This window comes from Variovorax sp. GW821-FHT09D05 (assembly GCF_059416325.1).
Window position 1 is genome coordinate 755,786 of record NZ_JBWKOZ010000001.1, and the last position, 13,107, is coordinate 768,892.

Genomic DNA, 13,107 nt, shown 5'->3' on the forward strand with positions numbered 1-13,107 from the left:
TGCAATTTCTTGCGTCGTCCCGACCATGCAGGTTTTGCAAAATTTCGCTATTGTTTTGTTCGCTGCAGCAGCCCGTTCATGTGATCGGGAGAACCAAACAACACGGAGAAATGCATGCTTTGGGAAAAGAAGCTGGCGCAGTGGAGCGCCGCCGTTCGTGCACGCGCCAACCTGCCTGCGCGGCTCACCTTGTGGGACGGCCAGTCTTATGACTTCGGCACCTTCAGCGGGCCTTCGGTCACGCTGCACGTGAAGTCGCCCGCGGCGCTGTCGCTGATGCTGCAGCCCACGCTTGACAACCTGGGCGAGGCCTACGTCAAGAGCAAGATCGACATCGAAGGCAAGCTCAGCGACGTCATCGACATTGCCTACGGGCTGGCCAAGACATCGATGGACAAGCCCGGCGGCGCGCTGCGGCACATGGCGCGCTACTTCGCGCACACCAAGTCGTCGGACAAGAAGTCCATCGAGTACCACTACGACGTTTCCAACGACTTCTACCGGCTGTGGCTCGACCCGAACATGGTCTATTCGTGCGCCTACTTCGAGAACGGCGACGAAGACCTCGCCACCGCGCAGCTGAAAAAGATCGACCACATCCTCACCAAGATCGAACTGAAGCCCGGCCAGACCCTGCTCGACATCGGCTGCGGCTGGGGCGCGCTGGTGATCCGCGCGGCGCAGAAGTTCGGCGCGCGCTGCGTGGGCGTCACGCTGTCGCAGAACCAGTTCGACCTGGCGACCGAACGCGTGAAGGCCGCCGGCCTGCAGGACCGCATCGAGATCCGCCTGCAGGACTACCGCGACGTGACCGGCCAGTTCGACCGCATCACCAGCGTCGGCATGTTCGAGCACGTGGGCCGCAAGAACCTGCCCGCGTACTTCAAGCGCGTGCAGGAGCTGCTGGCCGACGACGGCGTGGTCATGAACCACGGCATCACCTCGTCCGACCCCGAGGGCGGCGGCGTTTCTTACGGCGGCGGCGACTTCATCGACCGCTACGTGTTCCCCAACGGCGAACTGCCGCACATCAGCCTGGCGCTGCAGGCCATGCAGCAGGGCGGCCTCGAAGCCTTCGACGTGGAGAACCTGCGCCGCCACTACGCGCAGACGCTGCGCTGCTGGAGCGATGCCTACGAAGCCAACAGCGAGAAGGCGCACGCGTTCGTCGACGAGGAGAAATTCCGCATCTGGCGCATCTACCTCGCGGGCTGTGCCTATGCCTTCGAGAACGACGACGTGGCCATCTACCAGATCGTCGGGCGCAAGGCGGGCAGGTCGGCGAAGACGCTGCCCTGGTCGCGCCGCTACATCTACGACGGCACTTCGGCGTTGAATGCGGGCTGACTGACGGTTGCGGCGCCGTGCGGCCCGAGGGCCGTGCGCCTGAGCCACTTCAGTAGCCCAGAAGACCGTCCCAGATGGCGAGTTGCGCCAGCTTCGGCACCGTGCCGACGACCACGCCTGCGCTGCTGCCTTCGCCCATGCGCACCACATTCGCCAAGGGGCCCGTGTAGCGCGGCCACGCTGTGCCGGCACCGAATGCCGTGGCCTGAGGCTCACGCGCGAAAGACACCAGCGCCGCTGCCATGCTTGCCGACAGCTGCGCTTCCGCGGTGCCGTTGCCGACCTTGTCCTTGTAGTAGTCCAGCCCGTAGGTGCCGAAGAGCAATGGCAGGTCGGCGCAGTGCGGCACGCCGTGTCCCGGCGCCTTGAGAGCGTGCGCGTAGGTGCCGAAGCGCACGTCCTTGCCTTCACTGGCGAGCCTGCCGGCGTAGTGCACCGAATGAACGCGAATGGCGTAGTCGCCGTAGATCTCCACCAACAGGTCGCCGGCGCCCGTCGGCCGCCCCTCGTCGGCGGCGGCCTGGCGGTAGCTTGCAAGCACCTGGCTGCTCACCGTGGCCGAGTTGGTCAGCGATGTGATGTATGCCAGCAGCTGCGTGTCGTTTTGCGGCAGGGGCGCCGTCAGCGCCTTGCCGGTGGCGGGGTCGATCAGGTCGACGAAGAAGCTGCCTTCGGTCAGCGTGGTAGTGATGATCACGGGCAGGTCGGCCGGCCATGCGGCACGCGTCCAGTCCGCGAGGCAGAACTGCGCATCCACGACCGGAACGAACTTCGAACTGCGCCCGGTCGTGATGGTGGCTGGCAACGGCTGCGCGTTGAGCGCTATCTCCGCCGCATGGAGCGTGGCGGCCGGCACGTCGCGCAGGCCCCGCGGCGTAGTGTTCATGCGGGCGGCCAGCAGTTCGGTGTATGCCGCCGCGTCCTTCAGGCTGAAGCTGTTCGGTGCCGCGTTGCTGCCGGGGCTCAACAGCACGACCTTGCGCAGGAACTTCCGGGAGGCGGGGTTCTGCGCAATGACCGCTGCGCTGGTGCCGCCGGCCGATTGCCCCATCAGGCAGATGTTGTCCGGGTCACCCCCGAAGGCGGCGGCGTTCTGGTGCACCCATTGCAGCGCGGCCATCTGGTCCTGTAACTGCCAGTTGGCGATGCTGCCGGTGTCGGCATCGACAAGGTCCGGGTGCGAAAGGCCGCCCAGCGCACCCAGCCGGAAGTTGACTGTGACCACCACCACGCCGAGTGCCGCGAGTGCTGCGCCGTTCATCAGCGGCATGCTGGTGGCGCCGGTGCGCCAGGCGCCGCCGTGCAGCCACACGATCACCGGCGCCCTGGCGGCATCGGCAGGCGCCCACACGTTGACCGTCAGGCAGTCTTCGCTCTGCTGCGCCGGCACGGGGTAGATCCATGTGACGTACGGCGGCAGCGTCTGCAGGCTGGCAGCGCCGAACTTGTCGGCGTTCACTACGTCGGACGCGGGCTTGAACGGTTTCGGCGACTGGAAGCGCAGCGCGCCGACAGGCGCCTGGGCATACGGAATGCCGAGGTACGACGCAACGCTGCCGCTGACCTGTCCCTTGAACCGCCCCGAGGTGGTGTCGGCGACCGGCGCAGCGGCCTGTTGTCCGGTGCCTGTGCCGTTGCCGGCAAAAGGTGTCGAGAAGCCGCCACCGCCTCCGCCTCCGCCGCCGCAACCGGCCAGCGGCAGCGCGATCAACGCGCCGGTCGCCTGGATGAACCGCCGCCGGCTTTCGGGCCAGATCGGGAAAGAACTCTTCTTTTCGTGATGCGCCATCGTCGTCCTCGGGTGGCCGGTTCCACAGCGGACCCGACTTGCGGCCGATGCTAGGAGCGATGACCGTGCGATGACACCCGGGCTAATGCAACGCAGCTTTCTGAATATGCAGTTTCGAAACGACGCTATCTCACCGTTTTCGAATAGGGCTCGGTGGCCTCCACCAGCATCGCCAGAAACTGCCGCCCCGCCAGCGTGAGATCGCGGCGCGAGGGATACAGCGCGTGGATCGAGATGGTCGGCGGCGCCCACCCCGGCGCCACCACGCGCAGGCGGCCCTGTTCCAGGTCTTTGGCACACAGGCTGACCGGCAGCCGCGCGATGCCGATGCCCGCGAGCGCCGCCTGGTGGATCTGCAGCAGGCTGTCGCTGGTGAAACGTGGATGCACGTTCAGCTCGACCTCGGCATCGCCGGGCCCGCGCAGCAGCCAGCGCGAGGGATGCGGGCCGAAGGTCCAGCCGATGGCGGGGCAGTCGTCCAGCGCCGCAAGCGCTTGCGGCGTGGCCGGCTCGCCCAGCGATTCGAACAGCGCCGGCGTGGCTGCCAGCAGGTACGGAAAATCGCCGAGCTTGCGCGACACCATGCTCGAATCGGGCAGCGTGTCGATGCTCGGGCGAATCAGCAGGTCGGCCGCCTCGCTCCAAGGGGAAGGGCGCCCGTCTGTGGAGTCCAGCGTCAGCGTCACCTTCGGATGCCGCTTGACGAACTCCACGCACAGCCGCCCGACCAGGCCCGTGGCCATGGCGACGGGGCACGACACCCGCAGATGGCCCGACGGCTCGTTGAGCGTGTCCTGCGCCACGGCGAGCGCGTTGCGGGTCTCGGCGCGAATCGCCAGGCCGTGCTGGTACAGGCGTTCGCCGATTTCCGTCACCTTGAAGCGCCGGGAGCTGCGCACCAGCAGGCTCACGCCAAGGCGCTTTTCGAGGCCCGCGATGCGGCGGCTCAACCGGGACACGGGAATGTCGTGGCGCGTGCTCGCAGCGTTGAACCCGCCGGCTTCCACCACCAGCACGAGCGCGATCAGGTCGTCGACGACGCCATTGAGTTCATCCATTCGCAGCTTTCTGAAGCGCCCGGCGCCCGGATGACGCCGGCCGGCTGCACCGGACTGTAGCCAACGAACGGCGCCGAGAGCCCGAGCAGCGGACAGGGACTCGTGCCGTCTATAGCATGCACGGCTCATGACCTCCCCCAACAGAACAACAAACCGCCCGCTGGTCATCGCCTCCATCATGGCCTCCATGGCGATGGTGGCCATCGAAGCCACCATCGTCTCCACCGTGATGCCGCAGATCGCCTCCGAGCTGGGCGGCCTGCATCTCTACAGCTGGGTGTTCGCCTCCTTCCTGCTCGCACAGACCGCGATGACGGTGGTGTTCGGCAAGCTCTCCGACCTGTACGGCCGCAAGCCCATCATGTTCGTGGGCATCGCCGTCTTCGTCATCGGCTCGGTGCTGGCGGGCTTCTCGTGGTCGATGCCGGCCATGATCTGCTTCCGGCTGATCCAGGGCATTGGCGCGGGCGCCATCCAGCCTGTGTCGCTCACCATCGTGGGCGACCTCTATCCGGTGCGCGAGCGCGGCAAGGTGCAGGGCTGGCTCGCGAGCGTGTGGGCCGTGTCTGCAGTGGTCGGGCCGATCATCGGCGCGCTGATCGTGCAGAAGCTGTCGTGGGCCTGGATCTTCTGGGTCAACGTGCCCATCGGCCTGGCCGCGGCGGCGGGCTTCTGGTTCTTCTTGCACGAGGCGCCCACGGTGCGGCGCTCATCCATCGACATGGTGGGCGCGGTGCTGTTCACCATCGGCATTGCGGCGCTGATGATTGCGCTGACCGAGTTCGGCGTCGGCAATTCGGGCGTGGCGCTCGCGTGGGCCGGGTTGTTCGTCGTCACGCTCGCGCTGTTCATCGCACAGGAGCGCCGCGCGGCCGACCCCATGGTGTCGCTGCGCCTCTGGGGCGCGCGGATGATCGCCACCGTGAACGGCGCGGCCATGCTCGCCGGCATGGTGCTGATCGGCATCACGACCTTTTTGCCGATGTACGTGCAGGTGGTGCTCGAGCGTTCGTCGGTCACGGCCGGCCTCACGCTCACGATGGTGATGCTCGGCTGGCCCATCGGCGCGACGCTGACCTCGCGCACCTTCCACCGCATTGGGCTTTGGCGCATGGTGGTGGCCGGTGCGGCGCTGATTCCGCTGGGTACATCGACCTTCGCCTTGCTGGGGGCCGGCAGCTCGCCGGTGCTGCCCGCCGTGGGCTCTTTCATCATCGGCCTCGGCATGGGCGTGATGAGCCTGAGCTCGCTGATCCTGATCCAGGAGGGCGTGGAGCTTTCGCAACGCGGCGTCGCCACCGCATCGAACGTGTTTTCGCGCAACCTCGGCAGTGCGCTGGGCGCGGCCTTCTTCGGCGCGGTCTTCAATTTCGGGCTGACGCGCGGGGACGGCACGATGATGTTCACCGACGACCAGTTGCGCCTGCTGCTGCAGGGCGTGCACGGCTCCGTCGCGGGGGATGCAGGCATCCGTCTGGCACTGGGCGGCTCGCTGCATCTCACCTTCATGGCGATGCTGGTCGTGAGCCTGGGTGTGATCGCGCTGGCATTGCTGCTGCCCAAAGAGGGGCTGGAGAGCCATGCAGTCGGGGCGGGGAAGCCGGCGCCGAAGTAGCCGGTTTCAGGGCCCCAGCAGAGACTTCTTCATATACGCCAGGTAGAAGCCGGGCGCGTAGTCGTCGATGCGGGCGAACTCCTCGTAGCCGTGCTTCAGGTAGAACGGCCGGGCCTGCCATTGGAAGGTGCTGACATTCGCGTTCTTCGCACCTAGCGCGATGGCCTGCCGCTCGGCTTCGGCGAGCAGGCGGCTGCCGAGGCCCGCGCCTCGCGCGTCTTCCTCGACGAAGAGCACTTCGACGTTGAGCCAGTACAGGAACACGAAGCTGCGCAGTCCGCCGAGGAGGCGGCCGTTTTCGTCCCTCGCGTTGAGGCGGATGTACTGCTGCTCGGGGTACTCGCCGACAAAGCCGTAGTTGTAGTGCCGCAGCTTGAGGCCCAGCTCGCCGGAGTGGACTTCTTCGGGCGTGGGTGTCGTGATCGTGATGTTCGTCATGGCATGTGGGCTGGGTAGGAGCTGGGCAACTGTACCGGCCCCGAACCGCCGCCCACTCAGGAATGACAGACGAACCCGTCCTTGAGCAGCGTGATCTCGAACTGCAGGTTGCCCGCGCGCGCACCGCGCGCCTGTGCCAGCGTGCCGTCCGCGCGCCATTGGCGCAGCGCGGCGGCCAGGTAGTCGCGCGAGGCAGCATCGCCCTTCGGCAGGCGGATGGCGGCGTCCGATGGCGGGCGCAGGCCGCTTGCCAGCGGCTTGTAGAAGCGCCATTCGTCGTTCTTCAGCAGGCGTTCCAGCACTTCGGCATCTTCGGCCAGCGCAGCGCATTCGCCCGCCATGAAGGCCGACACGGCATGCACGGAAGAGGGATAGCTGCGCGGCTCAGCCCCATAGCGCAGAGACACTGCACCGGCATAGCCCGAGCCTTCGCCAACGCAGACCGGCGCGCCGCGCAGCGCCTCCGCATCCTGCACGCGACCCTTGCGCAGCGCGACCACCAGGCCACTGCCTGTGTCGTAGCTGCCGGGGGCGGCGTCGATGCCTTTCGGCGCGGCGGCGGACGGCACTCCTGCGATCAGCAGGTCGACACGGCCATCGCGCAGCGCGGCGTCCTGCGCGGCAGCGTCCAGCCCTACCAGTTCCAGCGTCACGCCCAGCGAGCGAGCCAGCTCGCGCGCCAATGCGGCATCGAAGCCATCGGGCTCCGGCGGCGTCGGTGCTTCGGGAGGGGCAGGGCGCGGATAGCGGCGTACGCCGACGACCAGCGTGCCGCGCTCGATGGCCTTGGCCAGCACCGGCCCCTTGGGCAGTTCGCTCAGGCGGCTCCCCGAAGCCCACGATGCGCCCAGGCCCGCCAGCGCGGCCGCCGCGACGAGCGAGGCGCCTGCCAGCGCGAGCCGGCGGGGGCGCGAAGCCACTGGGGAAGCAGCGTCACTCATCGAGACTCAACCCCCTGCGCCAGCGCAGCAACCGCCGCTCCAGCAGCGCAAGCAGGTAGTTGAGCACCAGCCCCAGCACCGCCAGCAGCAGGATGCCCGCATACATGGTCGGTATCTGGAAGGTCTCCTGAGAATTCAGCGTGAGAAAGCCCAGGCCCGAATGCGCGCCGATCATCTCGGCCGCCACCAGCGCGGTGATGCTGTACGCCCCCGCCAGCCGCACGCCGGTGAAGATCGACGGCAGCGACGCCGGCAGCACCACCTTGAAGAAGATGAAGCGCTGCGACGCGCCCATCGACAGCGCCGAGTTCACAAGCAGCCGGTCGACCTGCTTCACGCCGCTCACTGTGCTCAGCAGCACGGGCCAGAACGAGGCCCAGAAGATGATCGCCACCTTCGACAGCTCGCCGATGCCCAGGAACAGGATGAACACCGGAAACAGCGCGAAGGCAGAAGTCTGGCGAAAGAGCTGCAGCACCGGATCGACGATGGCCGCCAGCCGCCTTGAACTGCCGATCAGCAGGCCCAGCACCACGCCAGAGAAGCTCGCGAGCACCAGTCCCCACAGCGAGCGCTGCAGGCTCGCGGCCATGTGCTTCCAGAGCTGGCCGGTGTCGACGAGTTGGGCGATGCTCGCGATCACGGCGGAAGGCGGGCTCAGGTAGGCATCGCTCACGATGCCAAGGCGCGGCAGGGCCTCCCACAGCGCCAGGAAGATCACGATGCCGATGCCGCGTTCGGCCACCCGGCCGAGGCCGCGAGCGAACTTGAAGAGTCGGCTGGGCGAACGAACCACTGGAGCGTCGAGCACGGCACTCATGACACGCCCCCTTCGAGCGACCTGGGCCGCAGGCCGATCTGCACTTCGTCCTTCAGCACCTCCCACGCACGCTGGCGCAGCGCGGCGAACTCGGCCGAGTGACGAAGCTCCGCCGAGCGCGGCCGTGCAAGCGGAATGTCGATGATGTCCTTGATGCGGCCGGGCCGCTGCGTCATCACCGCCACGCGGTCCGACAGGTACACCGCTTCTTCCAGGCTGTGCGTGATGAACACGATGGTCTTGCGGTACTGCTCCCAGATGCGCAGCAGCTCGCCCTGGAGAATCTCGCGCGTCTGCGCATCGAGCGCGGCGAAGGGCTCGTCCATCAGCAGCACGTCGGGCTTGTAGGCGAGCGAGCGCGCAATGGCCACACGCTGTTTCATGCCACCAGAAATCTCGTGCGGGTATCGGTCAGCAAAGCCATGCAGCCCGACCAGTTCGAGATATTCGTGCGCGGTGCGGCGACGCTCGGCCTTGCCGACGCCACGTATCTCGAGCCCGACAGCGATGTTGTCGAGCACCGAGAGCCAAGGAAACAGCGCATAGCCCTGGAACACCACACCCTGGTTGCGATTGATGCCCGCGAGCGGCTGGCCGTTGATGGCGATGCGCCCGCCGGTGCGCTCGGTCAGCCCGGCCAGGATGCCGAGAAAGGTCGACTTGCCGCAGCCCGACGGGCCGAGCACCGAGAGGAATTCACCCTCGCGCACGTCGAGGTCGAAGCCTTCGAGCACACACACGCGCTCGCTCGCGCCGCGGGCTGCGTAGTCCATCCGCACATCGCGGGCAGAGATCTTGATGGTCATCGGCGCGCTCAGGCCTTCGTGCTGATCTTGTTGACGAAGGGGTTGAACTCGTTCGTGTACACGTCCTTCACCGCCACCTTGCCGGAGGCGAGCTTGCCTTCGGATTGCAGGATGTCGATGTAGTACTGGATCGGCGGCTCGGTCACCACCAGGTCGTCGACGTAGGCATAGCGGTCGACATTCTTCAGGTCCATGTTGATGCGCTTGGCCACCAGCTTGCGAGCTTCCTCGGTGTTGGCGTTGACCCAGTTGCCGGCCTTGGCCAGTGCAACGACCACGTCGCGCACCGCCTCGGGGTGCTGGCGGATGAACTGGCCGTGCGCGCTGTACGGCGCCATGCCGCCGAGGCCGCCGTCGAGGTCGAAGTCGCTCCACAGCCGCACCAGTTGCTCGGCGTTGTCGGCACGGCCCGAGAAGGGCGCGTGGATGATCGCCAGGTCGGTGTTGCGCGTTACCAGCGTCTGCTCGGCCTGCTCGTCGGGAATGACGACGAAGTTGATCTTGTTCACGTCCACGCCGTGCTGGCGCAGGTACTTCTTGGTGACGAACTCGGCGCAGGCGCCGAAGCTGTTGAAGCCGATGGTCTTGCCTTCGAGGTCCTTCGGTTCGCGGATGCCCGAGTCCTTGCGTACGAAGTACTTCATGTGCGGCGCTTCCTGCAGCGTCTTGCCGCCTGCTGCCACCACCTTGAGGTCGGCGCCCGAGGCAATGGCCGAGATCACCAGTGGCACCATGCGGCTGCCGAAGTCGATCTCGCCCGTGCCCACCAGCGGAATGATCTGCGGCGCGGCGATCTTGCCCACGTACTCGGGGCGCGTGTTCGTGCCCTCGAAGTAGCCGAGCTCGTCGGCCAGGTAGATCAGGTCGAACGAGGGGTTGTTCGGATACTTGAACGCAACCTTCTCGCCGACCTTCTTCACCACGGCCGGAGCGCCGCCGGCCGATGCGGTCTTGCCTTCGTCGCGCGAGCAACCCGCCAGCAACAGGCCACCGAGGCCCCCGGCCGCGGTCAGCGAGGCGAAAGTCTTGAGCGCAAGGCGGCGCGAAGGGAGGGAAGAGGCTTCGATGGACATGGCGGCGCGCTCCGGCAGGGGAGCGGTCTGGGAGTTGGCGGAGCGCCGATGCTAGAAAGCGCTCCGCGCTGCGCCAACGAAGAAAACCGCCTATGCATATGCGGCGACGGATAAGCGCGACAGCGGCGTGGAAATGCTTGCCGCGCTGTGCCTGCGGGGGCATCCTCGACGGCTCTTTTCCTTTTCTCCATCCACCGTCAAGACAAGACACACCCATGACCTACCACGCCGACTCCAAGCGCTACGACGCCATCCCCTACCGCCGCGTCGGGCGCAGCGGGCTCGTGCTGCCCGCCATCTCGCTCGGGCTCTGGCACAACTTCGGGGACACCACCTCCATTGCCACGCAGCGCCAACTGCTGCGCACGGCCTTCGACCTGGGCATCAACCACTTCGACCTGGCCAACAACTACGGCCCGCCGTACGGCAGCGCCGAGACCAACTTCGGCCGGCTGCTGCGCGAGGACTTCAAGCCGTACCGCGACGAACTCATCATTTCGAGCAAGGCCGGCTGGGACATGTGGCCGGGTCCGTACGGACAGGGCGGCGGTTCGCGCAAATACGTGCTCGCGAGCCTCGACCAGAGCCTGCAGCGCCTGGGCGTGGACTACGTCGACATCTTCTATTCGCACCGCTTCGACCCGCACACGCCGCTGGAAGAAACCGCCTCCGCGCTGGCCCAGGCCGTGCAGCAGGGCAAGGCGCTGTACATCGGCATTTCGTCTTACTCGGCCGGCAAGACGCGCGAGATCGCCGCGCTGCTGCGCGAGTGGAAGGTGCCGCTCTTGATCCATCAGCCGGCCTACAACCTGTTCAACCGCTGGATCGAGAAAGACCTGCTGAACGCGACTGATGAACTGGGCGCCGGCGTCATCGCTTTCACGCCGCTCGCGCAGGGTCTGCTGACCGACAAGTATCTGAAGGGCATTCCGGCCGATGCTCGAATCAACCGGCCCGGCGGCGGCTCGCTCAAGCAGGAGCACCTGTCCGAAGCCAATGTGGAGCGTGCCCGCGCGCTCAACGAGATCGCGAAGCGCCGCGGCCAGACGCTGGCGCAGCTCGCGCTGACGTGGACGCTGCGCGACCCGCGCGTCAGCTCCGCGCTGATCGGTGCGAGCCGGCCCGAGCAGATCGTCGACAACGTTGCGGCGCTGTCGCACGCGCCGTTGAGCACAGAGGAACTGGCCGAGATCGACAAGTACGCGGTGGAAGGCGGCGTCAATCTCTGGGAGAAGCCATCGACCGATTTCGCCTGAAGCCCGGGATCGCGATTCGCGAACCGCATCAGGTAACTTGGAATCCGTCTTTGGAAAAGCAGTGGCACTGCGCAGAATCGGCCGAAGTTTTCTTTCGACCGTTGCCATGCCACTGCGCACCCACTACGTTTCCCCGGCGGCCCAGGCCCGCCACGTTCTCGCCCTGACAACCAAGGCCTGGCGCATTCCGCCAAGCTCGGCACACGAAGTGGCGCGGCGGGCGCCGCATGGCTATGTGCCGGCAAGGGCGCTGCGGCGACTGCATGCTGCGGCCGCTCTGGCCTTGCTGCCGCATTCGTGGTGAACTCCGCACCAGGGCCCTGAACCTGGAGACGCAAGAAGATGCTGATCGTTCTGGGTGGCCTGCCCGGCACCGGCAAGACCACCATCGCACGCGAGATAGCCGCGCTCGTGCCTTGCGTGTACCTGCGCATCGACACCATCGAGCAGGCACTGCGGTCGACTGATGCGCTGGCCGGCGAGGTCGGCCCGGCCGGCTACGTTGTGGCCTACGAGCTGGCCCGCTCCAATCTTTCGCTCGGGCTGACGGTCGTGGCTGACTGCGTCAATCCATTGCCAGTTACGCGCGAGGCATGGCAGGCTGTTGCGGCGGACGCCTCGTCGCGCATCGTCGAGGTCGAGATCGTGTGTTCGGACATCCCCGAGCATCGGCGCCGCGTCGAGCAGCGAAGCATCGATGTGCCGGGCCTCGTGCCACCGACATGGGCGGCCGTGCAGCAGCGCGACTACGAACCGTGGACCACGCAACGTCTCGTCATTGACACGGCTTTCCTTGGCGCGCGAGAAGCTGCCGAGGTAATTCTTTCTCACACGCGCGACTGAGCACTCAGCAGATATCGATATAGAAATTCGGCGCAAACGGTGCGCGCGATGCCCAAGAGAATTTGAAGCAATTCTTTCAAGGGCGCTTCCCGCCTCACAACGTGTCCTACTCGCTGTCCCTGCTCGACAAGAGCCTGATCCCCGAAGGCGCCGACGCCGCACAGGCGTTCCAGCACACCATCTCGCTCGCACAGAGCGCTGAGCGGCTGGGCTACCGCCGCTACTGGCTCGCCGAACATCACGGCAACAAGAACTACGCAGGCTCGGCGCCCGAGGTGCTGGCCGCGCATGTGCTTGCGAAGATTTCGCGCATCCGCGTGGGCACGGGTGGCGTCATGCTGCAGCACTACAGCCCGTTCAAGGTGGCCGAGACTTTCCGCGTGCTGGCCTCGCTGGCGCCGGGTCGCGTGGACCTGGGCATCGGCAAGGCGCCAGGCGGCCTGCCGCTGACGAGCAAGGCGCTGCAGTGGCTGCACGATCCGGTGAAGAAGGGCGAAGACTTCAGCGTGCGCCTGGCCGAGCTCGATGCATTCCTGCACGACGGCATTGCCTCCGGCCATGCGCTGGCCGGTGCGGTCGCCACGCCCAACCCGCCGCAGTTGCCGCAGCGCGTGCTGCTCGGCGGCAGCCCTGAGAGCGCGGTGCTTGCAGCGCGACTCGGCTGGCAGTTCGTCTATGCGGGGCACTTCAACGGCGATCCGGTGAATCTTGCGCAATCACTCGAGGCCTATCGCGCGGAGTCCGGGCGCGCACCGCTACTCGCGCTCTTTGCATTCGCGGCAGAGACGCACGAGAAAGCCGCGGAGCTTGTCGGCGCGCTGCGAAGCTTTCGTGTGCACTTGCCTACCGGCCAGAGCGTCAACCTGCCGAGCCTCGAAGCCGCTGCCGAGTTCGCGCGGCAAGCCGGCGTGAGCGACTACCGCACTGAAGAGCGCCGCCCTCATGTGGTCGCAGGCACCGGTGAAGAGGTGCGCGATGCGCTCGACGCACTGAGCGAGCGCTATGGCATCGAGGAGTTCGTCATCGACATCCCGGTGGCCGGTTTCGCGGAGCGTCACGCATCCGTCGAACTGCTCGCCAAGGCGCACAAATCGACACCCGTGCCGGCCTGAGCCTTTCCT

13 protein-coding genes are annotated in these 13,107 nt (G+C 66.7%); 6 read left to right on the plus strand and 7 right to left on the minus strand.

The features are described 5' to 3' along the window. Nucleotides 1–114: 114 nt before the first annotated feature. Nucleotides 115–1,347, plus strand: coding sequence for a class I SAM-dependent methyltransferase (locus AC07O3_RS03640; RefSeq protein ID WP_258355008.1), 1,233 nt, complete (start codon nucleotides 115–117; stop codon nucleotides 1,345–1,347). 49 nt (nucleotides 1,348–1,396) lie between these two features. Here the strand turns inward: AC07O3_RS03640 and AC07O3_RS03645 are convergent, their stop codons facing one another. Continuing rightward, nucleotides 1,397–3,136 (minus strand): carboxylesterase/lipase family protein, encoded by a 1,740-nt coding sequence (locus AC07O3_RS03645; RefSeq protein ID WP_495338591.1) that lies wholly within the window; start codon nucleotides 3,134–3,136, stop codon nucleotides 1,397–1,399. A gap of 125 nt (nucleotides 3,137–3,261) precedes the next feature. After that, nucleotides 3,262–4,194, minus strand: a complete 933-nt coding sequence (locus AC07O3_RS03650) for a LysR substrate-binding domain-containing protein (RefSeq protein WP_495338592.1) — start codon at nucleotides 4,192–4,194, stop codon at nucleotides 3,262–3,264. Between the two features lie 127 nt (nucleotides 4,195–4,321). Here AC07O3_RS03650 and AC07O3_RS03655 point away from each other — a divergent pair, with 127 nt between their 5' ends. Further along, entirely contained in the window at nucleotides 4,322–5,809 is a 1,488-nt protein-coding gene (locus AC07O3_RS03655) for an MFS transporter (RefSeq protein WP_440531461.1), read from the plus strand. Nucleotides 5,810–5,815: 6 nt separating this feature from the next. Here the strand turns inward: AC07O3_RS03655 and AC07O3_RS03660 are convergent, their stop codons facing one another. The 5 genes from AC07O3_RS03660 to AC07O3_RS03680 are packed head-to-tail and all read right to left on the minus strand — an operon-like array spanning nucleotide 5,816 to nucleotide 9,887. Then, the gene (locus tag AC07O3_RS03660; protein WP_495338593.1) at nucleotides 5,816–6,247 is read right to left on the minus strand and encodes a GNAT family N-acetyltransferase; all 432 of its coding nucleotides are present in this window, start codon (nucleotides 6,245–6,247) and stop codon (nucleotides 5,816–5,818) included. Nucleotides 6,248–6,303: 56 nt separating this feature from the next. Then, the gene (locus tag AC07O3_RS03665) at nucleotides 6,304–7,167 is read right to left on the minus strand and encodes a substrate-binding periplasmic protein (RefSeq protein WP_495338594.1); all 864 of its coding nucleotides are present in this window, start codon (nucleotides 7,165–7,167) and stop codon (nucleotides 6,304–6,306) included. A gap of 13 nt (nucleotides 7,168–7,180) precedes the next feature. Next, nucleotides 7,181–8,008 carry an ABC transporter permease gene (locus AC07O3_RS03670; protein ID WP_489012838.1) on the minus strand — a complete coding sequence of 276 codons (828 nt, stop codon included), beginning with the start codon at nucleotides 8,006–8,008 and terminating at the stop codon, nucleotides 7,181–7,183. Then, nucleotides 8,005–8,814, minus strand: a complete 810-nt coding sequence (locus AC07O3_RS03675; protein ID WP_495338595.1) for an ABC transporter ATP-binding protein — start codon at nucleotides 8,812–8,814, stop codon at nucleotides 8,005–8,007. Before AC07O3_RS03675 ends, AC07O3_RS03670 begins: the two co-directional genes overlap by 4 nt. An 8-nt stretch (nucleotides 8,815–8,822) precedes the next feature. Next, nucleotides 8,823–9,887: an ABC transporter substrate-binding protein gene (locus tag AC07O3_RS03680; RefSeq protein ID WP_495338596.1), complete on the minus strand. Its 1,065-nt coding sequence runs from the start codon at nucleotides 9,885–9,887 to the stop codon at nucleotides 8,823–8,825. Nucleotides 9,888–10,102: 215 nt separating this feature from the next. On the opposite strand from AC07O3_RS03680, the gene mgrA reads away from it, so the two are divergent. The 4 genes from mgrA (at nucleotide 10,103) to AC07O3_RS03700 (ending at nucleotide 13,098) form a co-directional block, all read left to right on the plus strand. Beyond that, nucleotides 10,103–11,143, plus strand: a complete 1,041-nt coding sequence (mgrA, locus tag AC07O3_RS03685) for an L-glyceraldehyde 3-phosphate reductase (RefSeq protein ID WP_093054901.1) — start codon at nucleotides 10,103–10,105, stop codon at nucleotides 11,141–11,143. 106 nt (nucleotides 11,144–11,249) lie between these two features. Next, nucleotides 11,250–11,447, plus strand: a complete 198-nt coding sequence (locus AC07O3_RS03690; RefSeq protein WP_307614151.1) for a hypothetical protein — start codon at nucleotides 11,250–11,252, stop codon at nucleotides 11,445–11,447. A 38-nt stretch (nucleotides 11,448–11,485) separates the two neighbouring features. Then, a complete protein-coding gene (locus AC07O3_RS03695; protein ID WP_495338597.1) occupies nucleotides 11,486–11,986 on the plus strand; it encodes a P-loop nucleotide/nucleoside kinase family protein in 501 nt (166 codons plus the stop codon). A gap of 101 nt (nucleotides 11,987–12,087) precedes the next feature. Next, nucleotides 12,088–13,098: an LLM class flavin-dependent oxidoreductase gene (locus AC07O3_RS03700; protein WP_495338598.1), complete on the plus strand. Its 1,011-nt coding sequence runs from the start codon at nucleotides 12,088–12,090 to the stop codon at nucleotides 13,096–13,098. Nucleotides 13,099–13,107: the final 9 nt, after the last annotated feature.

What these genes read in the sequence shown, in the direction of transcription:
- AC07O3_RS03675 (WP_495338595.1), bottom strand. Translation starts at nt 8,814, where the DNA reads ATGACCATCAAGATCTCTGCCCGCGATGTGCGGATGGACTACGCAGCC.
- AC07O3_RS03645 (WP_495338591.1), bottom strand. Translation starts at nt 3,136, where the DNA reads ATGGCGCATCACGAAAAGAAGAGTTCTTTCCCGATCTGGCCCGAAAGC.
- AC07O3_RS03695 (WP_495338597.1), top strand. Translation starts at nt 11,486, where the DNA reads ATGCTGATCGTTCTGGGTGGCCTGCCCGGCACCGGCAAGACCACCATC.
- AC07O3_RS03680 (WP_495338596.1), bottom strand. Translation starts at nt 9,887, where the DNA reads ATGTCCATCGAAGCCTCTTCCCTCCCTTCGCGCCGCCTTGCGCTCAAG.
- AC07O3_RS03660 (WP_495338593.1), bottom strand. Translation starts at nt 6,247, where the DNA reads ATGACGAACATCACGATCACGACACCCACGCCCGAAGAAGTCCACTCC.
- mgrA (WP_093054901.1), top strand. Translation starts at nt 10,103, where the DNA reads ATGACCTACCACGCCGACTCCAAGCGCTACGACGCCATCCCCTACCGC.
- AC07O3_RS03640 (WP_258355008.1), top strand. Translation starts at nt 115, where the DNA reads ATGCTTTGGGAAAAGAAGCTGGCGCAGTGGAGCGCCGCCGTTCGTGCA.
- AC07O3_RS03670 (WP_489012838.1), bottom strand. Translation starts at nt 8,008, where the DNA reads ATGAGTGCCGTGCTCGACGCTCCAGTGGTTCGTTCGCCCAGCCGACTC.
- AC07O3_RS03650 (WP_495338592.1), bottom strand. Translation starts at nt 4,194, where the DNA reads ATGGATGAACTCAATGGCGTCGTCGACGACCTGATCGCGCTCGTGCTG.
- AC07O3_RS03690 (WP_307614151.1), top strand. Translation starts at nt 11,250, where the DNA reads ATGCCACTGCGCACCCACTACGTTTCCCCGGCGGCCCAGGCCCGCCAC.
- AC07O3_RS03655 (WP_440531461.1), top strand. Translation starts at nt 4,322, where the DNA reads ATGACCTCCCCCAACAGAACAACAAACCGCCCGCTGGTCATCGCCTCC.